We start from the raw sequence: 22,451 nt of genomic DNA, 5'->3' as shown, positions 1-22,451 counted from the left end.
ACGGCAATTTCACGCGTGTCGGTCGGGCCGCGACCGCGGTTCGCGTGGTTCGATGTTCGGCTCGTCATCGCGATCGCGCTCACCGCCGTCGCCTACGGCCATTCCTATGCGGCCACCCTCGCCGACGCTGTCGCCGGTGGCCGCACCCCCGTCCTCGTGGTCCTGCCCGCCCTGGTGGTGCTGATCGCGGCGAGCCACCGCACCCCGCCGCGTGGTGTCGGCGACACCGAATCGAACTGGATCATCGCGGCGATGGTGGCCGCACCCGCACTGGCCGGCTTCGAACTTCTCAGCAGCCGCCTGCCCACGCTGTCGACGCTGTGGCATCTGCAGGACTTCGGCGCGGTCGTCTGGTTCGCCGCCCTGCTGGCGGTGCTGTTCGGGGTCCGGCACGTGGCGCGGATGTGGCCGCTGTGGATCTTCGCGGTCTACTTCGTCAGCCCGCTGCCGTCGATCCTCACCACCGCGGTCCTCGGCGGGTCGGACACCGCGGCCGTCATGCCCGCCGTGTGGGCCGGAGCCCTCGCGGTGTTCCTCGCCTGCCCGGCCGTGCCCATGGTCCGGCGGACGACCGCGGCGGCGGGGTGCCTCGCCGTGGCGGCGGTCGTCGCGCTCATCGCGGCACCGCAGCTGCCGCTGATGGCGACCGCGCTGGTGGTCGGGGCCGCGCTCCCGGTGGCGGTCACGATCGTCAACCGGCGCACCGCCGCCCCGGCCGGTACGCCGGCATGGTCCGCCCCGCACCCGGTCTCGGCGCGGTCCGTCGCCACGCTCGCGGCCCTCGGCGCCGTCCTCGCGGTGCTGAACCCCTCGACCGTCCTGCCCGCGCCGCTGCCCACGGTCGAGACGGACTGGACGGAGAAGGCCGGGCTGACGGCGGCGGCGTCGTACGACTTCATCACCCGCTACGCCGGACCCGACGCCACCTTCGTGCGGTACCGTCCCGCCGCGGTGGACGGCCTCCCGGCGCTCGCCGTCGACGTCATCACCACCTCCGCGCGCGCCCCGCTCACCGCGATCGGCGACCTGACCTGGTACCCGGCCGCCACCCCGGTCAATTTCCTGCCGGCTCCGGGGGATTGGGGACTGCCCGCCGGTGCGCGTATCGCCCACACCAACGCCGATGCCGCCAGGGTCGGCAACACCGGGGAGTGGTTGGCGATCGCCTGGGAGTGGCAGTCCGGCGATGTCTTCCAGCGGGTCACGGTCCTGGCGAACCAGTCGCCCACCGACGGTCGACTGCCCGTGCCCGCGCCGGTGAAGCTGCTCGACGTGTCACTGCGTCCGGCCCTGTGGGTGGCCCGGCAGCAGCCGGATGAGCTCGGCGACGTCGACGACGTGGTGCTGCAGGACGCCGTCGCCCTGGCCGCCGAGGTCGCCGCCGCCGATGCCTGACACCACGCCCACCCTGCTGCCGGCGCACCTGTCGGCGCGCGGACTGCTCGGTCCGCGAGCGCTGACTGTCGCCGCCGCGGCGGTCGCCGTGGTCGCGGCCACGGTCTGGGTGTGGCCGGCCATCGTCGCCCCGATCGCCACCGGTCTGATCGCGTTCACCTATCTGGTGTCCACGATCGACCGTAACTACCTGCTGTTCAGGGGACTTCGGATGTCGAGCCTGGTGTCCGTCGACGCCGACGAGGCCACGGCCATCCCGGACCACGAACTGCCGGTCTACACGGTGCTGCTACCCGTCTACGACGAACCGACGATCGTGACGAACCTGATCAACGGGGTCGGCCGACTCGACTACCCCGCCGACAAACTCGAGATCCTGCTGCTCGTCGAGGAAGACGACATCGCCACCCAGGAGGCGCTGCTCGGCGCGGACCTGAAGTCGGTGCGGATCGTGATCGTGCCGCACAGCTTTCCCAAGACCAAGCCGAAGGCGTGCAACTACGGGATGTCTCTGCCCGATCTGCGCGGCGAGTACCTGACGATCTACGACGCCGAGGACATCCCCGATCCGCTGCAGCTGCGGCGCGCCGTCGCCGCGTTCCGCCGGGTGCCCGACGGGATCGGTTGTCTGCAGGCCCGATTGGGCTACTTCAACGAGAGCCAGAACCTCCTCACCCGCTTCTTCTCCCTCGAATACGACCAGTGGTTCGGCGTCGTCCTGCCCGCCGTGGAGAACGCACGCTGCGTGGTGCCGCTCGGCGGGACCTCCAACCACATGCCGGTGCGGGTCTGGCGCGAGATCGGCGGCTGGGACGAGTTCAACGTCACCGAGGACGCCGACCTCGGTGTGCGCCTGGCCCGCCACGGCTACCGCACCCTCATCCTCGATTCGATCACCCTCGAAGAAGCCAATTCGGATGTGGTGAACTGGATTCGGCAGCGCTCCCGCTGGTACAAGGGCTATCTGCAGACCATGCTGGTGCACCTGCGCACCCCGGCGAAGCTGCGGAAAGAGCTGGGCACCAAAGCCTTCCTGCGGTTGATCAACATGACCGGCGGTGTGCCTCTGACGAGCGCGCTCAACGTGATCTTCTGGTTCGCCATGTTCGTCTGGGTGCTGGGCAGACCCGCCGCGATCGCCGTGCTGTTCCCGCCGCTCACCTACTACGTGTGCCTGGTGCTCCTGCTGATCTGCGCGCCGCTGTCCGTGTTCGCCGGGCTCATCGTCACCGCCGCGCTCGGTAAACCGCAGCTGTGGTGGGCGGCGTTGTTGGCGCCGCTGTACTGGATGCTGCAGTCCGTTGCCGCCGTCAAGGCCATCTACCAACTCGTCGCCCGTCCCTCGTTCTGGGAGAAGACCGTTCACGGTCTGTCCCCGTCCGCATGACCTCGTCCCCATTGGGAAGGAATCCGATGCCAACTCTCACCCGCGCATTCGCAGTAGGACTGACCGCTGTCGGCCTCACGCTGCCGATGACGCTCCTTCCCGCCGCGCAGGCGGATCCGGCCAACAAAGTCGTCGCGGGCAACGGCGCCCCCGGGCAGATCCGCTGGGAACAGCTCGGGGTGTCCGAACGGCTGGACCTGCTCGGCGAGAACCAGCCGTTCGACGTGTCGATCCCGGTCCCCGACGGTGTGCGGCCCACGACCCTGACCGGTCAGGCCGGCGCGGTGGTCAACGTGGCCGACGGCCGCGTGGAGGTGCTGGACGGCCGCGACACCATCCTCGGCTCGTTCCCCGTCCCGCGCGAGGCCGAGAGCAGACCGTTCACCGTCAACATCTCCGCTGCGCAGGTCGTCGACGGCAGTGCCACACTGCGTTTCGTGCTGCGCGACCGCGGACCCGTCGGCGACAGCTGCAGCCAGCCGCCGTCGCTGTCGCTGACCCAGCTCGGCAACTCGTTCTCCGGTCCGACGCCGAACCCCAGGACCGTGGCCGACTTCCTGCCCGGCTACCTGGACAAGATCGTGATCCGCGTCGGCGCGAAACCGTCACCGGCCGAACAGCAGGCCGCGCTGACCCTCGTCGCCGAACTGACCGACCTGTACCGGCCGATGCCGGTGCGCATCGACGTCGACACCTCCGAGGCGCCGCTGTCGCCGGCCGCCGCGGGCCGCCGGGTCATCGAGATCGACGAGGGCGGACCGGCCGCGATGACGGTCGAGAAGCCCGGCACCCCGGGCGCGGTGCTGGCGATCCGCGGATCGGGCGACGACCTGGTACGCCAGGTCGACCTGTTCGCCGACCGCAGATACACGCTGGCGCAGTCGAATTCGGCGACCACGCGGTTCGTCGAACCGAACCGCACCGAAGCCACCGACATCAAGACCTTCGCGCAGCTCGGCATGACCGGTGAGGCGTCGGTCCTCGGCACCAGCACGCTCTACGCCGGATTCGACGTCGCGAAGTTCGCGGTGGGCCCGATCACCAACGCCTCGGTGCACCTCAAGGCCCGCTACACCCCCGTCGTCGGCGGTGAGGCCTCGGTCCTGATCCGCTCCGGGTCCACCGTGCTGGCCACCCGCAGGCTCGACGAGTCCGGGGTCCTCGACCTCACCGGCGACATCCCCGCGGAGTCGGTCACCTCCAACATCGGGATGGCGCTGGAACTGCGCTACGTGCCCAGCCACGAATGCGCACCGCTGAACGACCGGATGACCTTCGCCCTCGACCCGCAGTCGACGGTCACCGTCACCCCCGGCTCCCGCAACCGCGGCGGGTTCCCGGTGCTGCCGGTGGCGTTCACCCCCGACTTCGACGTGGCCATCGACACCCCCGGCCACCTGCGCTTCGCCGCACAGGCGATCAACCTCATGGGCCAGCAGACGACCGAGACCCTGCGGCCGCGCCTGACCTCGTTCGACGTCGCGGCGGCCTCGGGCACCGGCCTGCTGGTCGTCGGCGGCGGTAAGGAACTCCTCGATGCGGGGATGACACCGGCGCTGCTGCCCGACGCCCCGAACACCTACTCGATCAACGGATCTCCGCTCACCGAGGTGGATCTGCGCGGCCCGCTGGGTGCGGTGCAAGTGTTCACCCACAACAACCGCACCGTGCTGGCGGTCACCGGAACCGGCGACTGGGCGTTGGTGGACAACACCTTCGACCACATCCGCGGTCTGCCGAACCGGTGGGCCTCGTTGACCGGTGACCTCGTCGCCACCGGTGCGGCCCAGCAGACCGTGAACCTGACCGTCCGCGAGGGCGGTGCGCTGGTCAACGAGTACCCGGGCAACCAGTGGAAGTGGTGGGCCGTGCTGTCCTCGGCCATCGGGGTGGCCGTGGCCATCGCCGCCGTGGCCATCGTGCTGGTGCGACGCCGCCGCCGGGCCCGGTGACCACGACCGCACCGCGGCGCAGCTGGGGCGTCGCACTGTTCGCCGCCCTGAGCGTGCTGTACTTCACCGTCGGTGCGGCTCTGGTGTTGCGGTACAACATGTTCGACCCCGACTCGCCGAGCCGGGTGGCCAACGCCGGCTACGTGCTGATGAGCAGGCAGCCGCACCTGTCGGCGATCGGGTTCGTGTGGAATCCGCTGCCCAGTCTCGTCGAGATCCCGGTTCTCACGCTGAGCGACTGGTGGCCGGTGCTCAAGACCCACGGGCTGGCCGGGGTGGTGCAGAGCGCGCTGTTCATGGCGGGCGCCGCGGTGATGGTGCGCCGCATCGCCCTCGACCGGGGGGTCGGCGCGGGGTGTCGGTGGCTGGCCGTCGCGTGCTTCGCCCTGCACCCGATGATCGTCACCTACGGCGCATCGGGGATGAGCGAGGCCGCCGAGACATTCGCGCTCGTCTGGTGCGCGCGCCACCTCATGCAGTGGGTGTACACGCGCCGCGTCGGGGATCTGGCGTGGGCCGGTATCGCGCTGGGCGTCGGGTATCTGTCGCGCTACGAGGCGGTTCCGGCCGCCTGCGGGGCGGCGCTGCTGGTGGCGGTGGTGGCCTTGCACCGCGCGCCGCGATCGCAGCGGGTGAACTCGGTGATCCTCGCGGTGCTCATCGTGATGTTCCCGTTGGTGTCGGCGTTCTGCATCTGGGCTCTGACCGGCTGGGTGGTCACCGGTGAGCTGTTCGCCACGCTGTCGTCGCAGTACGGCAACGACAGTCAGGTCGCCGCCGCCATGAACCGCGCCAGCCCGCTGGCCGGTGCGGCGTCGGACGACTGGGTGGTGATCGCGGCGCGCCTGCTCGGGATGCAGCCCTTCGCATTGATCGCGGCGGCCGGTGCGGTCGCGGTCGCGGTGCTGCGGCGCAACGCCACCGCGCTGGTCCCGGTCGCGGTCTTCGGACCGGTGCTGGCCTTCGCCGCGTGGGGGCAGTTCTCGTCGACCACGTTCGGCTGGTTCCGGTTCTATCTGCTGGCGATCCCCCTGGTGGTCTGCATCGCGCTGGCGCTGTGGCAGCCGCGGCCGCCGCGCACACCCGCACCCGCCGCCGACGCGATGGCAGGCCGGGCGGGCGCCGCCCTGCTGTGCGCATCGCTGGCGATCGGCATCCCGGTCACGTTGTACGCGATGTCCGATGAGCGAATCGGCAACCAGCAGTTGCAGTTCGGGCTCAAATCGCTGGCCGATCCGCAGCGGTACCCGCCCTCGGAACAGTGGTACCGGCGGCTGATGGTGAACGACCGGGCGCTGGCCGGCTACTTCGACCGCAAACAGCTGCCCGAGGGTGCGGTGCTGATGGACACCTTCAACACCTGGGGGGTGTGGCTGGGGTCGGAGCGGCCCAAGCAGTTCGTCATCACCAGCGACTACGACTTCACCGCGACGCTCAACCGGCCGCGCGACTTCGGCGTGCAGTACATCGTCGCGAGCAACCCCGGCATCAGCAACGCCGATGCGCTCAACGTGCGCTACCCCGACCTGTGGGCCAACGGGGCGGGGCTGGGCACGCTGGTGCATTCGGTGTACGGCGCGACCGGCGACGAACGGTTCCGGGTGTACCGGGTGACCGAACCGCCGGCGCGCCGCACCGACCGCGTCAGCCCAGTTTCCGCAGCCGAGGCTCCAGGTCGCGCTGGAACAGTTCGAGGAAGCGCCGCTGGTCGTGCCCCGGAGCGTGGAACACCAGGTGGTTCAACCCCCAGCCCACGTAATCCTTGACCTTCTCCACCGCCTCGTCAGGATCCGATGCCACGATCCAGCGCTTGGCGACCTGCTCGATCGGCAGCTCGTCGGCGGCCTTCTCCATCTCGATCGGATCGTCGATGCTGTGCTTCTGCTCGGCGGTCAGCGACAGCGGCGCCCAGAACCGCGTGTTCTCCAGCGCCAGTTCGGGATCGGTGTCGTAGGAGATCTTGATCTCGATCATCTTGTCGACGTCGTCGACGTTCTTGCCCGCCGCGTCGGCGCCTTCGGCCACCGCCGGCAGCAGCTTGTCCTTGTAGAGCTCCTCACCCTTACCCGAGGTGCAGATGAAGCCGTCCCCGGCGCGGCCGGCGTACTTGGCCACCACCGGCCCACCCGCGGCGACGTACACCGGCACCCCGCCTTCGGGCACGTCGTAGATCGACGCCCCCTTGGTGCGGTAGTACTCGCCCTCGAAATCCACCCGGTCGCCGAGCCACAGCTCCCGCATCAGCCGCACCGATTCGCGCAACCGGGCGAAGCGTTCCTTGAAATCCGGCCAGTCGCCCTCGTAGCCGGTGGCGATCTCGTTGAGCGCCTCACCGGTCCCCACCCCGAGGAAGATCCGGTTCGGGTACAGACACGCCATCGTCGCGAACGCCTGCGCGATCACCGCCGGGTTGTACCGGAACGTCGGCGTCAGCACCGAGGTCCCCAACTGCAGGCGTTTGGTGCGCTCCCCCACCGCGGTCATCCACGCCAGCGAGAACGGCGCATGCCCGCCCTCATGACGCCACGGCTGGAAGTGGTCACTGACCGTCGCACTGTCCATCCCGTGCTCTTCGGCCGCCACCGCGAGCTCCACCAGTTCCCGCGGCGCGAACTGCTCCGCCGACGCCTTGTATCCGAGTTTGAGTTCAGCCACGATCTCGTTTCTACTCCTCTGCCTACACTCGCGGCATGCCAGCAGCGCTGACGGCCGTCACCGACCGTGTCCACCTCGCCCAGACCGACCTGGTGAACTGGACGGTGGTGGCCGACGACCGTGGGGTCGTGCTGATCGACACCGGGTTCCCCGGCCACCGCGACGATGTGGTGGATTCGTTGCGCCGCTTGGGTTTCGGGCTGGGTGATGTGCGGGCGATCCTGTTGACCCACGCGCACGTCGACCACTTCGGTTCGGCGATCTGGTTCGCCGCCCACCACGGCATCCCCGTCTACGCCCACGCCGACGAGGTCGGGCACGCCCGTCGGGAGTACCTCGAGCAGGTGTCCCCGGTCGAGGTCGCGAAACACGTGTGGCAGCCGCGGTGGCTGAAGTGGACGGTGACGATCAGCCGCAAGGGCGGTCTGACGCGCGGCGGAATCCCGACTGCCGCGGCGCTCACCGACGAAGTCGCCGCGACGCTGCCGGGTACCCCGCGGGCGATCCCGAGCCCCGGCCACACCGGCGGGCACTGCTCGTATCTGGTCGACGGCGTCCTGGTCGGCGGCGACGCACTGGTGACCGGTCACCCGCTGCTCGCCGACACCCGCCCGCAGCTGCTGCCGGAGGTGTTCAACCACGATCAGGCCCGCTGTGTGCAGACCCTGGACGCGCTCGCGCTCGTCGACGCCGAGACCCTGTTGCCGGGGCACGGACCGTTGTGGCGCGGACCGATCCGCGATGCCGCGCTGGCGGCGGCCCGTCAGCTCAGGACGCGGTAGCCGAGCAGGAACACCGCGGTCAGGCACAGCCCGCACGCGACGACGAGGGTGGGCATCAGGATCACCTGATCGAGTTCGTCGGGGTCGAGCGCATCGCGGTGCACAGGCCCGAACACTCGCCTGGCGAGCTTCGTCTCCCGGAACCGGCGGGTGAGCCGGCCGAGCGGATGCCGGTCGGCGCGGCGGCCGACGAACCCCCGCAGCGACACCCCGGCCGCGGCGATGACGCCCGCGGTCAGCAGGATCAGCCACCCCACGGTCGCCTGTGACATTTGCGCCAGCTTACAAACCGAGGTGCTCCCGCAGGTGCTTGACGAAGGCGACGGGATAGACCTCGCCTTCGGCGGGCAGGGGTTCGGGTAGCCGGCGGTAGCCGGTCGCGAGGTAGAGGGCTTCGGCTTCGGGTTGGCGGTCGCCCGTCGTCAGGTAGATCCGGCCGTAGCCGCGCGCGGCGATCTCGGTCTCCAACGCGGTCAGCAGCGCGCGGGCGTAGCCGCGGCGCCGGTGTCCGCTGTCGGTCCAGATGCGTTTCAGCTCAGCGGTTTCGGCATCGAAACGGCGGAACGCGCCACCGGTGACGGGAGTCTCGCCGAGCAGGCCGATCAGCATGGCGCCGTCCGGCCCGGCGAACTCCTCGGCCGGATAGCGACGCAACCACGCCAGGACCGCCTCGGCGCGCCCGTCGTACCGGTCGGCGTATTCGACCGCGAGTTCAGCCAACAGCGGTTCGGCCCGCGGATCGGTTTGCGTCACGGTCACGAACCGCACGTCGTCAGTCATCGGCACGCTCATCACCCCACTGAACACGTCGCACGCCGCAGTGCATTCCTTGGCCCACTGTTCGAGGCGGACGAATGCTCTTCCGATCAAAACTTGACACCTGTAAAGTTCGCGGCATGGACAACATCAGCGGCAAGACGATCGCGATCACCGGCGCCGCCCGCGGGATCGGTTACGCCACCGCCAAGGCACTACTGGCACGGGGCGCCCGCGTCGTGATCGGCGACCGCGACGTGGCGCTGCAGGAGTCGGCGGTCGCCCAGCTGACCAAGCTGGGGCCGGTCTCGGGGTATCCGCTCGACGTCACCGACCGAGAGTCGTTCGCCACGTTCCTCGACAAGGCCCGCACCGACGGCGGCGGGCACATCGACGTGCTGATCAACAACGCGGGCGTGATGCCGATCGGACCGTTCCTCGACCAGTCCGAACAGGCGATCCGGTCGTCGATCGAGGTGAACCTCTACGGCGTGATCACCGGCTGCCAGCTGGCACTGCCGGACATGATCGCCCGTCGGCGCGGGCACATCATCAACATCGCTTCGCTGTCCGGGCTGATCCCGGTCCCGGGCCAGGTGGTCTACGTCGGCGCCAAGTTCGGTGTGGTCGGGCTGTCGGCGGCGCTGGCCGACGAGGTCGCCCCGCACGGTGTGCACGTATCGGTGGTGATGCCGCCGTTCACCAAGACCGAGCTGATCTCGGGGACCAAGGAATCCGGGGCGATCAAGCCGGTGGAACCGGAGGAGATCGCGGCGGCGGTGGTCAAGACGCTGTACAAGCCGAAGACACACGTGTCGGTGCCGCCGGCTCTGCGGTTCACCGCGCAGGCCGCCCAGTTGCTCGGTCCGCGGGGCCGGCGCTGGCTGAACGGCAAGCTCGGACTGGACACGGTGTTCCTCGAATTCGACGCCGCCGAGCGCAAGAGCTACGAGGACCGCGCGCGGGCGGCGCTGGGCGTGGTCGAGGGCGACACGAAGGAGTAGGGCTCGTCGAACGTGCACTCACTGCGAAAAACGGGGCTGATTTTCGCAGTGGGCGCACGTTCGGCGCGGGCAACCCCGTATGGCCCCTCGCGAGCCTGAAGTGGCGCAGCAAAAGTGCGAGAACGGGCCTGCGTAGCTTCGGTCGCGCTACGCGAAATGGGGCGTCGCATCCCCCGCGCGGTAGGCCTCGACCGCCTCGAGATTCTCCAGCAGCGACTCCGCGGAGAACATGTAGTCGACCCCGTCGGGAGCCGCCCCGACCAGGATGACGTGCCACTGTTCATCCTCAGTCAGCCAGATCCGCGTCACCGTCTCGACGGTCTCGTCGTCGGTGTCGAACAGCGACGGCGGGAAGTACCACGTCACCATCTCGTCGTTCGAGTTGTCGACGTCGAACTCCCAACCGCGGGACGTGATCACGTCGTCGACGAGCAGACCGTCGTCTTCGGCCCCCGGCGCCCAGCGCGGTCCGCGCGCGGCCAACCGCTTTCGCCTGCGCGCCTTCTTGGCCTCGGATTTGCGCGACACTCAGCTCAACGCCCGGTCGAGGTCGGCGATCAGGTCGTCGGTGCCCTCGAGCCCGACGGAGATCCGCACCACGCCGTCGCCCAGGCCGATCGCCGCCCGCCCCTCCGGCCCCATCGCGCGGTGCGTCGTGGTCGCGGGGTGGGTGATCAGCGACTTGGCGTCGCCGAGGTTGTTGGAGATGTCGATGACCTGCAGCTTGTCCAGCACCTCGAACGCCCGCTCCTTACCGCCGGACAGTTCGAACGTCACCACCGTGCCGCCGCCGCGCATCTGCCGCTTGGCCAGGTCGTGCTGCGGATGTGACTGCAGGAACGGGTATTTCACCCATCTCACCGACGACTGCTCCTCGAGGAACTCCGCGATCCGTTGGGCCGACCGGTTCGAGTAGTCGACGCGCACCGCCATCGTCTCCAGCCCCTTGAGCAGCGTCCACGCGTTGAACGCGCTGAGCGCCGGGCCGGTGTGGCGCATCAGCTTTTGCACCGGACCGTCGATGTACTCCTTCGAGCCGAGGATTGCCCCGCCGAGCACACGGCCCTGACCGTCGATGTGCTTGGTGCCCGAATACACGACGACGTCCGCGCCGAGCGGCAGCCCTTGCTGCAGCAGCGGGGTCGCGAAGACGTTGTCCAGCACCACCTTTGCGCCCGCGGCGTGGGCCATGTCGCAGACCGCGGCGATGTCGACCAGCGACTGCATCGGATTCGACGGCGTCTCGAAGAAGACCGCCTGCGTGGGTACCGACAGCGCCTCCTCCCACTGGGAGAGGTCGTCGCCGTCGACGAACACGGTCTCCACCCCCCACCGGGGCAGGATCTCGTTGCACACCACGAAACACGATCCGAACAGCGACCGCGCCGCGACCAACCGGTCCCCGGCGCCGAGCAGCGCGCCCAGCGAGGTGAACACCGCCGCCATCCCCGTCGCCGTCGCGAAGCAGGCCTCGGCGCCCTCGATCAGCCGCAGCCGCTCCTCGAACATCGAGATCGTCGGGTTGCCGTAGCGCGAGTACACATACCGGTCGATCTCGCCGGTGAACGCCTTCTCCGCCTCGGCGGCCGAGGCGTACACGTAACCCGAGGTGAGGTACATGGCCTCGGCCGTCTCCTCGAACCCCGAGCGCAGCAGACCCCCGCGCACCCCGATCGTGGCCTGGCTGACCCCGTCGGGCAGTTCGGCCGGCCGGCGAACCGAAGGGATCTCGTCGCTCATGACTGCTTCCAGGGCAGGCCGACGGCCTTCCAGCCGCTGCCGCCGCGATGCTTCGACTCGTCGAGGTGGCCCTCGAACCCGTCGAGGATGTTGTAGGAGGGGCCGATACCCGCCGCGGTCGCGGCCTCGGCGGCGCCGATCGACCGGTTGCCGGAGCGGCACAGGAACGCCACCGGACGCTCACCGGGTGTGATGCCCGCGGCCTTCAACTCCTCGACAAAACCGTCGTTGTGGCTGCCGTCGGTGCGGTTCCACTCGATGAACACGACGTCGCGGGACAGCGGGGCCAGATCGGGCACGCCGACGAAGCGCCACTCGGCGTCGGTACGACAGTCCACCAGTACTGCATCGGGGTTGTCGTCGAGCAGCCGCCAGGCCTCCTCCGGTGTGATGTCTCCCGCGTAACTCACGGCCGTGAGTGTCCCACACCTAGCTGGACGCGGTCGAACACACCTTCCAGGCCCCGTCCTCCTGGACGAAGGTCGTCGGCACGCCGAACTTGTCGTCCTCGGTGTTCTCGAAGTGGTAGGTGACCGTGGCGGTGGCGCGGTCGCCGTCGACGGACACATCGCTCACCCCGTCGATGTACCTGGCACCGTGTTCGACCTTCGAATCCCGTTGCTGCCGAAGCACTTCGGCCTCTGTGCCGTGTTCGGCTCGGCAGGTGTAGGCGGTGAAATCCGGGTAGCTCTCCCGTTGCAGCGCGTCGTTCTGGGCCACCGCGGCCTGGCCGATGAGCTGTTCGGGCGTGGGGTCGTCACCCTCGACGAGGTTGACCAGCCAGATACCGATCACGACGAGGACAATGATGACGAGCGCCAGCAGGAACGGCGTCGCGGTGGGCCGGTCGGCGTCGGAGTCAGCCACCGGTCACCACAGCCTGCGCAGCGCCGCGCCGACCCGGCGCGCCCGGTCGCGCGCGATGATCACATCCGGCGCAGTCGCCAGCGCCACCCCGAGCCTGCGCCTGCCGTCGGTCTCGTCCGGGCGGCCGAACAACCGCACGTCGCTCTCCTGGGTGGCCAGCGCCTCGGCGATCACCGCGGCGATCTCGGCACCCGACGGTTGCGCCACCGACGTCTCGGCGCCGGCGTACCGGACCTCGGCCGCACCGGGGGAGATCATGATCGTGTCGACGGTGAGGCCGAGGATCGCGCGGGCGTGCAGTTCGAACTGGGACAGCCGCTGCGATCGCAGCGTCACCAGGCCGGTGTCCTGCGGCCGGGCCCGCACGTCGGAGAAGTACACCTCGTCGCCGCGGACCAGCAGTTCGACCGCGAACACCCCGCGCCCGCCCAACGAGTTCACGATGCGCGCGGCGATCGACTTCGCCGCGTCCAGCGCGGCGGGCGTCATCTGCTGGGGCTGCCAGCACTCCAGCGCGTCACCGTCGCCCGGCCGGTGCCCGATCGGTTCGCTGAAGGTCAGCGTGGGGCCGGTGGCACCGGTGCTGCGCACCGTCAGCAGCGTGACCTCGAAATCCACCTCGACGACGGTCTCGGCCATCACCCGGTTGTGGGTGATTCGGCCCGCGGCGACGGCGCGCCGCCAGGCCGGTTCGACGTCCTCGTCGCGCAGCAGCACCGACTGTCCCTCGCCGGGGGCGCCGGAGATCGGTTTCACGACGAGCGGGAACCCGGCGTGCTGGGCCACGACGCCCAGTTCCTCGGCGGAGCCGGCGAACCAGAACGGTGCGGTCGGCAGCCCGAGTTCGTCGGAGGCCAGCCGCCGCATCCCTTCGCGGTCCTGTCCGAGCCGGATGCCGCGCGGGGTGGGGAACACGTCGACGTCGTCGCGTTCGGCGATCCCGATCAGCGCGTCGGCGGCGATCGCACCGGACTGCGCGACGACGTAGCGCGGCTTCTCCCGCTCGATCAGCGCGGTGACGGCCTCGGTGTCGGTCAGCTCCACCACGTCCGACCGGTCGGCCACGCCGTGCGCGGGCGCGTCGGCGTAATGGTCGACGGCCACCACCACCGCGCCGAGCCGCTGGAAGGCCAGCGCGAGTTCGCGGCTGGACTCCCCGCCGCCGAGCAGCAGCACCGTGCTCCTGGTTCCGGCCGGGGTCACCGCGACTTCGGGGTCGGTTGGTTCAGTCATCGTCCGCCAGCCTGCCAGATGGTCAACCCACGAGGTGGTCGATGTAGCACCACCGCCACGACTCCCCCGGTTCGGCCGAGCGCATGACGGGGTGGCCGGTCCGGCGGAAGTGTTCGGTGGCGTGCTGGTGCGGGCTGGAATCACAGCATCCGAGGTGTCCGCACACCAGGCACACCCGCAGGTGCGCCCACGTCTCCTCGCCGAGTTCGGCGCAGCCCTCGCAGCGGCCGGGAGTTCTCGGCTCCGGTAAGACGTTAGGGGCCTCGGATGCGGCCAGGTGCTCACACGTGGCAGGCGCCGCCGGATCCTGCGCCCGCCGGGTGGCTCGACGTGCTCTGCTGCGCATGGTGACCGAGGATACGGATGCGATGAGGGAAGGAGGACTCCCGAGGTGAGTGCCTCACTGCTGGCCGTCCTGGTCGCCGCGGTGTTATTGGCCGCCGTGGCCCGCCGCGCCGACCTGTCGGCGCCGCTGCTGCTCGTGGTCGCCGGACTGGCCGCGGGGCTGATCCCCGGCATGCCCGACATCCAGCTCGAACCCGACCTGGTGCTCTACGTGGTGCTGCCGCCGCTGCTGTGGTCGGCCGGGCTGGAGAGCAGCTACGTGGCATTGCGGCGCAACGTCAGCGCGATCGGGATGCTCGCGGTCGGGCTGCCGCTGGCGACGACGTTCGCGGTCGGGGTCGTGGCGTACTGGGCGGTGCCCGAGCTCACCGTCGCGGCCGCGCTGACGCTGGGCGCGATCGTCGCGCCGCCGGATGCCGTGTCCGCGACCGCCGTCGGCCGCAGGCTCGGGCTGCCCCGCCGGCTGATGACGCTGCTCGGCGGCGAGAGCCTGCTCAACGACGCGACCGCGCTGACCGCCTACAAGGTGGCGCTTGGCCTCGCGATCGGCGGCACCGCGAGTTGGACCGGCGGGCTGACGACGTTCGCTCTGGCCGCGGTCGGCGGCGTCGTGGTGGGCGGTGTGCTCGGCGCGTTGATCGTCTATGTGCGATCGCGGCTGCGGGACCCGATCGTCGAGAGCGCGCTGGGTCTCATCGCACCGTTCGGGATCTACCTGATCGCCGAGGAGGCGCACGGCTCAGGGGTGATCGCGGTGGTGGTCGCGGCGCTGATCCTCGGACAGCACTCGACGCAGGCGAGCTACGCGACCCGGTTGCAGGACAACGCGGTGTGGAAGGCGGTGCAGTTGCTGCTGGAGTCGTTCGCGTTCCTGCTGATCGGCCTGCAGCTGCCGCAGATCGTCTCGGAGCTCGCCGGGATCTCGGCGATGGTGCTGTTGGTGTCGTCGCTGGCGGTGCTCGCCACGGTCATCGGGGTGCGGATCCTGTGGGTGTACCTGTTCGCCTACCTGCCGCGGGCGCTGTCCCCCGGACTGCGCGACCGAGAACCCCGGCCCCGCCCCGCGCAGGTGTTCGTGGTGGCGTGGGCGGGGATGCGCGGTGTGGTGTCGCTGGCGGCGGCGTTCGGCGTGCCCGCGACGACGCTGACCGGTGCGGAGTTCCCGGGCCGTCCGCAGCTGCTGTTCCTCACCTTCGTCGTCGTGGTCGGCACCCTGCTGCTACACGGTCTGACGCTGCCGTGGCTGATCCGCACCCTGCACGTACAGGGCGACGAGGCCCACACCGATGCGGTGGCCGCGGCCGCCGCCCAGGACCGGGCGGCCAGGGCGGCCGCCGAACGCCTCGACCAAGTGCTCGCCGAACAGCGCGACGGCGGCGGCCTCGACGACGTGCACGAGCGCGCGGCGGAGGTGCTGCGCGGGTGGAACACCCGACGACGGAATTCTGCGTGGGAGCAGTTGGGCCGCGACGAGGACGACATCGGCGAGAGCCCGGCCGCGGCGTTCCGGCGGCTGCGGCTGGAGATGCTGGCCGCCGAACGCGCGACGCTGATCGCCGAACGCGACAGCGGACGCATCGACGACGAGGTGCTGCGGTCGGTGCTCTACGGCCTCGACCTCGAGGAGGCGACGCTCAACCGGCGCTAGTCGCCGAGGTCGTTGCGGAACGCGGCCATGGCGTCGAGCAGCGCGGCGAAGGCCCGATGCGCGACGGCGAGGTCGGCATCGGGTAGCTCGGCCATCGCCCTGGAGGTGTGCTCGGCCAGCGGGGCGAAGAACTGACCCGCCACGCCCATCCCGTGCTCGGCGACCCGCAGGATCACCTTGCGCCGGTCGGCGGGATCGGATTCGCGCCGCACGTGTCCGGAGGCGATCATCCGCTCGACGAGGTAGGTGATCGCCGCCCCCGACATGCCCATCTGCCTGCGCAGTTCGCCCGCGGTGAGTGGCCGGCCCGCCGTCTCGGCGACCGTGATGTGCAGCAGGGCGCGAAAATCGTTGGCGGTCAGTGCATGCTGCGCGGCGAAGACCCGTCCGATGTGTTCGGACTCGGCCGACAGCGCCCGGATGTCCGCGGCGATCTGCGCTTCGAGCGCGGCGCGGTCGGCGTCAGCCATCCGAACGAGGATAGTTCGGCTAGATGTTAAGTTTCTGAAATATCGGGAATAGGAGAGGGCATGTCGGGTCGTTTCTCCTGGATCGTTGCGTTGCTGGTGGTCCTCGTCGGCGGGGGCCTGATGGGCGTCCTCGGTGGCGGCGAGTCGAGTTCGCAGTCACCGGTGTCGGTCCCCAGCGACGCCGAATCGGCCCAGGTCAACGCGCTGCGCGGCGAGTTCCCTGGCGGTGATGAGGCTCCGGCGATCCTCGTCGTCACCCGCACCGACGGCGCCACGCTCTCCCCTGCTGACGTCGAGGCCACCGAGGCCGCCCGCCAGCGCATGCTCGACGCCGCCCAGAGCACCCCGGCGGGCCCGCCCGTCGTGGTCTCCGAGGACGCCAAAGCCGCGATCGCCACCGTCCCGCTGGCCGCCGACCTGTCCGGTTTCGACCTCAACGACGCGGTCAAACAGGTCCGCGACTCCGCCAAAGACGGGCTGCCCGGCGACCTGAAGGCCGAGGTGACCGGCGGACCGGCGTTCGGCGCCGACATCGCGAACTCGTTCTCCGGCGCCAACTTCACCCTGCTCGCCGTGACGGCCGCCGTGGTCGCCTTGCTGCTGATCGTCACCTACCGCTCACCCGTGCTGTTCCTGGTGCCGCTGGCGGTGATCGGGTTCGCCGATCGGGTGGCCGCCGTGGTGGGCAGCGCGATCGCCGAGGCGGTCGGGATGACGCCCGACGGCTCCACCTCCGGCATCACCAGCGTGCTGGTGTTCGGTGCGGGCACCAACTACGCGCTGCTGCTGATCTCGCGCTACCGCGAGGAACTGACCCGCAATGGCGACCACAAGGCGGCGCTGAGCGTCGCGGTGCGCGCCGCGGGCCCGGCGATCCTGGCCAGCAACGCCACCGTGGTGCTGGCACTGCTCACGCTGGTGTTCGCCTCAGCGCCGAGCACCCGCAGCCTGGGTGTGCAGGCCGCGTCCGGTCTGGTGGTCGCCGCGGTGTTCGTGCTGCTGGTACTGCCCGCGCTGCTGCGCCTGTTCGGCAAGAAGCTGTTCTGGCCGCTGATCCCGAAGGAGGGCGCCGCACCGCTGACCGACAGCGGGATCTGGCACCGCATCGCCGCCTCGGTCGCCCGTCGTCCGGTGCGGGTGGCGGTACCGACGATCGGCGCACTGGTGCTGCTGTGCACCGGTCTGCTGTTCACCCCGATCGGGTTGACGCAGACCGAACAGTTCCGGGTGCAGGCCGAGTCGGTGACCGGGTACGAGACGCTGGCCGACCACTTCCCGAGCGGGCTGACCGACCCGACCCGTGTCATCGGGGCCTCCGACAAGACCGCCGAACTGCAGAAGGCGATCACCGACACCGACGGTGTGGTGTCGGCGAACCCGGCGGGCACCTCGCCGACCGGGCTGACGCAGTGGTCGGTGGTGCTGTCGGCCGAACCCGCCTCCGAGGAGGCGTTCTCGACCGTCGACGCGCTGCGCGAGAACGTGCGCACCGTGGACTCCTCGGCGCTGGTCGGCGGATCCGACGCGCAGGCCCGTGACGTCAGCACCGCCGCCGGACGTGACCGCATGGTCGTCATCCCGGCCATCCTCGCCGTCGTCCTGGTGGTGCTGTACGTGCTGCTGCGGTCGGCGCTCGCGCCGCTGATCCTGGTGGGGGTGACGGTGCTCAGCGCGCTGGCGGCGCTGGGTCTCGGCGGTTGGGCCAGCGTGCACCTGTTCGGCTTCCCCGCACTGGACGACACGACGCCGCTGTTCGCGTTCCTGTTCCTGGTCGCGCTCGGGGTGGACTACACGATCTTCCTGGTCACCCGGGCCCGTGAGGAGACACCGGAGTACGGCACCCGGCTGGGCATCGTGCGCGCGGTGTCGGCGACCGGCGCCGTCATCACCAGCGCGGGCATCGTGCTGGCCGCGGTGTTCTGCGTGCTCGGCGTGCTGCCGCTGATCGTGCTCACCCAGCTGGGCATCATCGTCGGCCTCGGCATCCTGTTGGACACGTTCCTGGTGCGCACGGTCATCATCCCGGCCCTGTTCACGCTGATCGGTCCGAAGATCTGGTGGCCTGCGCTGCGCGCGAAGCCGTAGATCTTCCGCCGAGACTGCTGCCAGATCGCGTTCGCGCGCGATTTCGCGATCTCACCGCAGTTTCGGCGATGCGCGAGCCGCGCCGACAGGCGTACGTTCGGTTGGCATGACGTCCGAGGCCCCCGCCCTCCCCCCTCTGCATATGCGCCGCAACGGGTTCGACCCGACCCCCGCGCTGCGCGAGATCCGGGAGTCCACCGGTGTCCGCATGGTCAAGAACGCGTTCGACATGGACGTCTTCCTGGTCACGCGCCACGAGGACGTCAAGGCCGTACTCGCCGACCACGAACGGTTCTCGAACACCCGCCCGCCCGGGTTCGTCGGCGCGGCCGGTCCGATCACCGACGCCGAGCAGGCCAGGGCCCAGGCGGGCAACCTGCTGGCCAACGATCCGCCCGAACACCAGCGGCTGCGGCGGATGCTCACCTCGGAGTTCACGCTGCGCCGCATCAACCGGCTCGAACCCCGCATCGTCGCGATCGTCGACGAGCACCTCGACGCACTCGAAAAGAGCGGGCCGCCAACGGATCTGGTCAACGGGTTCGCGCTGCCCATCCCGTCGCTGGTGATCTGCGAACTGCTCGGTGTGCCGTACGCCGACCGAGAAGATTTCCAGCGGCGCAGCGCCCGTCAACTCGACTTCTCGCTGCCGATCCCCGAGCGCATGGAGATGGTGCGTCAGAGCCGCGACTACATGGACACGCTGGTGCAGCGGGCGCGCCGCACCCCGGGTGACGACATCCTCGGCATGCTGGTGCGCGACCACGGCGACGAGCTGACCGACGACGAACTGGCGGGCATCGCGGGTCTGCTGCTGCTCGCCGGGCACGAGACGACGTCGAACATGCTCGGCCTCGGCGTGCTGGCCCTGCTGCGCCACCCCGATCAGCTCGCAACGGTGCGCGACGATCCCGCCGCCGTGGCCCCCGCGGTCGAGGAACTGCTGCGCTGGCTGTCGATCGTGCACAGCGGGATCCCGCGGATCACCACCACCGAGGTGGAGATCGCCGGGGTGACGATCCCCGCGGAACGGCTGGTGTTCGTCTCGCTGCCGTCGGCCAACCGCGACCCCGACTTCATCGCCGACCCCGACGTCCTCGACATCCGCCGCGGCGCCCCCGGTCACCTCGCGTTCGGGCACGGCGTGCACCACTGCCTCGGGGCCCCGCTGGCCCGCATGGAGTTGCGGATCGCGTTACCCGCGCTGCTGCGCCGGTTCCCCACCCTGGAGCTGGCCGAACCGTTCGAGGATGTCTCGTTCCGGTCGTTTCACTTCATCTACGGGCTACGGTCACTGCTGGTGGGATGGTGAGGACGCGATGAGGATCGACGTGGACCGCGACGCCTGCATCAGCGCGGGGAACTGCGTGATGAGCGCACCGGAGGTGTTCGACCAGGACGACGACGGCATCGTCGTGCTGTTGGCCGATCCGGTGCCCGACGGCGAGCAGGACCACGCCCGCGAGGCGGTCAGATTGTGTCCGGCGCAGGCGCTGAAGGTGGCACCAGACCCACCGTCCGGGTGAGCAGAAGCACGCTGATCACCAGCACCCAGGCCGGGAACGCCAGCACCAGCCACATGCTGACCTCGGCGGCGACCATGAGTGCCAGCGCGACGAGATAGGTGCCGTAGACCAGCGGCCGCGGCATCAGCCCGGTGCGCAACCAGATCGTGCCCAGCGACAGCATGAACACCGACGCCATCCGCAAGGCGTAGGTCTTCGACGCGGCCAGCAACACCATTTGCCCGAACGTCGCCACGTCCGAGCGGGCCGCCGAGGCGTTGATGTGCTCGCCCATCGCCTCCAGCCCGGCACCGACGCCGGACGCGACGAACATCGTCGCGAGGAACAGCAGCCCACTGCCGAGGAATACGGTCGCGAAGAAGCGGTCCTCGTAGGCGCCGAAACCGTCCCGGATCACGCCGATGAACCACAGGAACGCGATGCCCGCGAACGGCATGAGCATCGCCGCCACCCGCAACCGGTGACTGCCGCCGTCGAGCCACTGGGATCCTGGTTCGGCACCCTCGGACAGGGACAGGCGGATGAGGATCAGCGCCGCGCCGAACAGCAGCGCGAACACGACGCCTGCCAGCGCTGCGGCCCGCGGTGTCGACATCCGGTGCGGTTGAGGTCCGGCCACGCGGTCATCGTCGCACCGACTCAGGGTTGGCCGGGCAGCAACCGGATCATCAGGCCGTTCGCCTCGGCGAGCAGTTTCTCGTCGGCGTCCCGCAGTTCGGCGTTCACGAACGCCTTGCGGCCCTCGGCCTCGCGCAGCCACCCGCGGGCGGTCAGCACGGTGTCGATCGGCGTCACGGCGCGGTACTCGACATGCAGGAACGCGGTGCGGCTGATGGGGCGGCCGGTCGCGTGGATCACCATGCCGAACATCGAGTCGAACAGCAGCGGCAGCACCCCGCCGTGCACCGCGGAGTTGCCGCCCACGTGGTAGCGGCTGAACGTGACCTCGAGTTCGACGCCGTCCGCCTCGAACCTGGTGACCAGCCACGGTGGCATGAGCAGGCTGCCCGCACCGGGCAGCGTCGGCACCCGGTTGGCCGGTCCGACCCCCTCGCCGGCGCGGTGCGGTTCGAGCAGTGCGATGAGTTCCTCGACACGGTCGGCCGCCGCGTCCCAGGTGTCCGGCTCCGGATTCGCCGAGACGGCGAGGTCCTGCGCCTTGCGCATCGCGGTCAGGAACCTCTCGAAGCCCGGTCCGGGTTCGGCGGCCTCGAACACCGGGAACCCGCCGTGCTTGTTGTACTCCGGGTCGGTGCGCCGCGGATCCAGCCCGTAGTCGGCGCTCACGAAGTGGCCAGGATGTCGCGCCGCACGATCGTCTGATCGCGCCCCGGACCCACGCCGATGCACGAGACATGCGCTCCGGCAAGCTCTTCCAACCGCAGCACGTAGTCACGCGCGCGGGCGGGCAGCTCGTCGAAGGTGCGGCACGCGCTGATGTCCTCCCACCAGCCGGGCAGTTCCTCGTAGACCGGTTCGGCGCGGGCGATGTCGCTCTGGGTCATCGGCATATCGTCGGTGCGCTTGCCGTCGATGGTGTAGCCGACGCAGACCGGCACGGTCTCCAGGCTGGACAGCACGTCGAGTTTGGTCAGGAAGTAGTCGGTGATGCCGTTGACGCGGGTGGCGTACCGCGCGATCACCGCGTCGAACCAGCCGCAGCGGCGGGCGCGGCCGGTGGTCACACCGACCTCACCACCGGTCTTGGCGAGATAGGCGCCGTGCTCGTCGAACAGCTCGGTCGGGAACGGACCGGAGCCGACGCGGGTCGTGTAGGCCTTGAGGATGCCGAGGACCGTGGTGATGCGGGTGGGCCCGATGCCGGATCCGACGGCCGCGCCACCCGCGGTCGGGTTCGACGAGGTGACGAACGGATAGGTGCCGTGGTCCACGTCGAGCAGCGTGCCCTGCGACCCCTCCAGCAGAACCGTCTCGCCGTTCTCGAGCGCGGCGTTGAGCAGCAACCGGGCGTCGGCGATGCGGTGTTTGAACCCCTCGGCCTGCTCGAGCAGGTTGTCGACCACCTCGTCGGCGTCGAGCGCCTTGCGGTTGTAGATCTTGACCAGCACCTGGTTCTTGAACTCCAGCGCGGCCTCGATCTTCTCCGCCAGCTGCGCCGGGTCGAGCACGTCGGCCACCCGGATGCCGATGCGGGCGATCTTGTCCTGGTAGCAGGGGCCGATCCCGCGGCCGGTGGTGCCGATCTTCTTGCTGCCCGCCCACCGCTCGACGACCTTGTCGATCGCGACGTGGTACGGCATCAGCAGGTGCGCATCGGCCGAGATCAGCAGGCGTTCGGTGTCGACGCCGCGGTCCTCGAGGCCCTTGAGCTCGGTCAGCAGCACCCCGGGATCGACGACGACGCCGTTGCCGATGACGTTGGTGACGCCGGGGGTGAGGATGCCCGATGGGATGAGGTGCAGGGCGAAGTTCTCGCCGGTCGGGAGCACGACGGTGTGGCCGGCGTTGTTGCCGCCCTGGTACCGAACGACCCATTGCACGCGGCCGCCGAGTAGATCGGTGGCCTTTCCTTTGCCCTCGTCACCCCACTGGGCTCCGATGAGCACGATTGCCGGCATGGCTTAATCTCCCGCTTGAATTGTGGT

At 69.8% G+C, this 22,451-nt stretch carries 22 protein-coding genes and 1 pseudogene; 10 read left to right on the top strand and 13 right to left on the bottom strand.

The annotated features are described in order from the left end of the window. The first annotated feature begins 15 nt into the window (after positions 1 to 15). From AU194_RS28210 to AU194_RS33110, 4 genes and pseudogenes are all read left to right on the top strand, one after another. Positions 16 to 1,395: a hypothetical protein gene (locus AU194_RS28210; RefSeq protein WP_231743602.1), complete on the top strand. Its 1,380-nt coding sequence runs from the start codon at positions 16 to 18 to the stop codon at positions 1,393 to 1,395. Then, positions 1,388 to 2,782 (top strand): glycosyltransferase, encoded by a 1,395-nt coding sequence (locus AU194_RS28205; protein ID WP_059092550.1) that lies wholly within the window; start codon positions 1,388 to 1,390, stop codon positions 2,780 to 2,782. The genes AU194_RS28210 and AU194_RS28205 overlap by 8 nt, the downstream gene beginning before the upstream one ends. Before the next feature lie 26 nt (positions 2,783 to 2,808). Further along, positions 2,809 to 4,734 (top strand): hypothetical protein, encoded by a 1,926-nt coding sequence (locus AU194_RS28200; protein ID WP_059092549.1) that lies wholly within the window; start codon positions 2,809 to 2,811, stop codon positions 4,732 to 4,734. 98 nt (positions 4,735 to 4,832) lie between these two features. Continuing rightward, a pseudogene (locus AU194_RS33110) lies at positions 4,833 to 5,420 on the top strand (glycosyltransferase family 39 protein); the annotation flags it as partial. A 958-nt stretch (positions 5,421 to 6,378) separates the two neighbouring features. On the opposite strand, the gene fgd reads toward AU194_RS33110, so the two are convergent. After that, positions 6,379 to 7,389 (bottom strand): glucose-6-phosphate dehydrogenase (coenzyme-F420), encoded by a 1,011-nt coding sequence (fgd, locus tag AU194_RS32775; protein WP_059092548.1) that lies wholly within the window; start codon positions 7,387 to 7,389, stop codon positions 6,379 to 6,381. Between the two features lie 35 nt (positions 7,390 to 7,424). Between fgd and AU194_RS28185 the strand changes: the two genes are divergently transcribed. Beyond that, positions 7,425 to 8,171: an MBL fold metallo-hydrolase gene (locus AU194_RS28185; RefSeq protein ID WP_059092547.1), complete on the top strand. Its 747-nt coding sequence runs from the start codon at positions 7,425 to 7,427 to the stop codon at positions 8,169 to 8,171. Here AU194_RS28185 and AU194_RS28180 read toward each other — a convergent pair. Both AU194_RS28180 and AU194_RS28175 read right to left on the bottom strand, forming a co-directional pair. Then, positions 8,153 to 8,443 (bottom strand): hypothetical protein, encoded by a 291-nt coding sequence (locus AU194_RS28180; RefSeq protein WP_059092546.1) that lies wholly within the window; start codon positions 8,441 to 8,443, stop codon positions 8,153 to 8,155. The genes AU194_RS28185 and AU194_RS28180 overlap by 19 nt on opposite strands. 10 nt (positions 8,444 to 8,453) lie before the next feature. Next, positions 8,454 to 8,951, bottom strand: a complete 498-nt coding sequence (locus tag AU194_RS28175) for a GNAT family N-acetyltransferase (RefSeq protein WP_059092614.1) — start codon at positions 8,949 to 8,951, stop codon at positions 8,454 to 8,456. A 116-nt stretch (positions 8,952 to 9,067) separates the two neighbouring features. Between AU194_RS28175 and AU194_RS28170 the strand changes: the two genes are divergently transcribed. Beyond that, the gene (locus AU194_RS28170; protein ID WP_059092545.1) at positions 9,068 to 9,931 is read left to right on the top strand and encodes an SDR family oxidoreductase; all 864 of its coding nucleotides are present in this window, start codon (positions 9,068 to 9,070) and stop codon (positions 9,929 to 9,931) included. A gap of 147 nt (positions 9,932 to 10,078) precedes the next feature. On the opposite strand, the gene AU194_RS28165 is transcribed toward AU194_RS28170, so the two are convergent. Genes AU194_RS28165 through AU194_RS28140 form a run of 6 tightly spaced genes read right to left on the bottom strand, consistent with a single transcriptional unit; the run spans position 10,079 to position 14,117 of the window. Then, positions 10,079 to 10,459 (bottom strand): hypothetical protein, encoded by a 381-nt coding sequence (locus tag AU194_RS28165; RefSeq protein WP_059092544.1) that lies wholly within the window; start codon positions 10,457 to 10,459, stop codon positions 10,079 to 10,081. Continuing rightward, positions 10,460 to 11,671: an O-succinylhomoserine sulfhydrylase gene (locus tag AU194_RS28160; RefSeq protein WP_059092543.1), complete on the bottom strand. Its 1,212-nt coding sequence runs from the start codon at positions 11,669 to 11,671 to the stop codon at positions 10,460 to 10,462. It abuts the gene before it with no gap. Beyond that, positions 11,668 to 12,081 carry a rhodanese-like domain-containing protein gene (locus AU194_RS28155; protein ID WP_059092542.1) on the bottom strand — a complete coding sequence of 138 codons (414 nt, stop codon included), beginning with the start codon at positions 12,079 to 12,081 and terminating at the stop codon, positions 11,668 to 11,670. Before AU194_RS28155 ends, AU194_RS28160 begins: the two co-directional genes overlap by 4 nt. A 19-nt stretch (positions 12,082 to 12,100) precedes the next feature. Next, positions 12,101 to 12,538 (bottom strand): hypothetical protein, encoded by a 438-nt coding sequence (locus AU194_RS28150; RefSeq protein WP_059092541.1) that lies wholly within the window; start codon positions 12,536 to 12,538, stop codon positions 12,101 to 12,103. A gap of 3 nt (positions 12,539 to 12,541) precedes the next feature. Beyond that, on the bottom strand, positions 12,542 to 13,771 hold the full coding sequence (gene purT, locus AU194_RS28145) for a formate-dependent phosphoribosylglycinamide formyltransferase (RefSeq protein WP_059092540.1): 1,230 nt from the start codon (positions 13,769 to 13,771) through the stop codon (positions 12,542 to 12,544). A 22-nt stretch (positions 13,772 to 13,793) separates the two neighbouring features. Then, complete coding sequence (locus AU194_RS28140) at positions 13,794 to 14,117, bottom strand: UBP-type zinc finger domain-containing protein (RefSeq protein ID WP_059092539.1); 324 nt, start codon at positions 14,115 to 14,117, stop codon at positions 13,794 to 13,796. A 45-nt stretch (positions 14,118 to 14,162) separates the two neighbouring features. On the opposite strand from AU194_RS28140, the gene AU194_RS28135 reads away from it, so the two are divergent. Beyond that, a complete protein-coding gene (locus tag AU194_RS28135) occupies positions 14,163 to 15,764 on the top strand; it encodes a Na+/H+ antiporter (protein ID WP_059092538.1) in 1,602 nt (533 codons plus the stop codon). Here the strand turns inward: AU194_RS28135 and AU194_RS28130 are convergent. Next, positions 15,761 to 16,234 (bottom strand): MarR family winged helix-turn-helix transcriptional regulator, encoded by a 474-nt coding sequence (locus tag AU194_RS28130; protein ID WP_059092537.1) that lies wholly within the window; start codon positions 16,232 to 16,234, stop codon positions 15,761 to 15,763. The two genes, AU194_RS28135 and AU194_RS28130, sit on opposite strands and share 4 nt — an antisense overlap. A gap of 60 nt (positions 16,235 to 16,294) precedes the next feature. Between AU194_RS28130 and AU194_RS28125 the strand changes: the two genes are divergently transcribed. From AU194_RS28125 to AU194_RS28115, 3 genes are all read left to right on the top strand, one after another. Beyond that, the gene (locus AU194_RS28125; RefSeq protein ID WP_059092536.1) at positions 16,295 to 18,319 is read left to right on the top strand and encodes an MMPL family transporter; all 2,025 of its coding nucleotides are present in this window, start codon (positions 16,295 to 16,297) and stop codon (positions 18,317 to 18,319) included. A gap of 106 nt (positions 18,320 to 18,425) precedes the next feature. After that, the gene (locus tag AU194_RS28120; protein ID WP_059092535.1) at positions 18,426 to 19,631 is read left to right on the top strand and encodes a cytochrome P450; all 1,206 of its coding nucleotides are present in this window, start codon (positions 18,426 to 18,428) and stop codon (positions 19,629 to 19,631) included. Between the two features lie 7 nt (positions 19,632 to 19,638). Further along, positions 19,639 to 19,845, top strand: a complete 207-nt coding sequence (locus tag AU194_RS28115; protein ID WP_059092534.1) for a ferredoxin — start codon at positions 19,639 to 19,641, stop codon at positions 19,843 to 19,845. Here the strand turns inward: AU194_RS28115 and AU194_RS28110 are convergent. From AU194_RS28110 to AU194_RS28100, 3 genes are read right to left on the bottom strand one after another with little or no spacing between them, the layout of a single operon-like run. After that, on the bottom strand, positions 19,790 to 20,440 hold the full coding sequence (locus AU194_RS28110; protein WP_059092533.1) for a hypothetical protein: 651 nt from the start codon (positions 20,438 to 20,440) through the stop codon (positions 19,790 to 19,792). The genes AU194_RS28115 and AU194_RS28110 overlap by 56 nt on opposite strands. A 44-nt stretch (positions 20,441 to 20,484) precedes the next feature. After that, entirely contained in the window at positions 20,485 to 21,132 is a 648-nt protein-coding gene (locus tag AU194_RS28105; protein ID WP_059092532.1) for a PaaI family thioesterase, read from the bottom strand. Beyond that, a complete protein-coding gene (locus AU194_RS28100; RefSeq protein ID WP_059092531.1) occupies positions 21,129 to 22,424 on the bottom strand; it encodes an adenylosuccinate synthase in 1,296 nt (431 codons plus the stop codon). The genes AU194_RS28105 and AU194_RS28100 overlap by 4 nt, the downstream gene beginning before the upstream one ends. Between the last annotated feature and the right edge of the window lie 27 nt (positions 22,425 to 22,451).

This window comes from Mycobacterium sp. GA-2829 (assembly GCF_001499965.1).
In the GTDB taxonomy this organism is placed as follows: Bacteria; Actinomycetota; Actinomycetes; order Mycobacteriales; family Mycobacteriaceae; genus Mycobacterium.
Note: the sequence above shows the minus strand (reverse complement) of the source record. Positions and strands in the feature narration are given on the sequence as shown.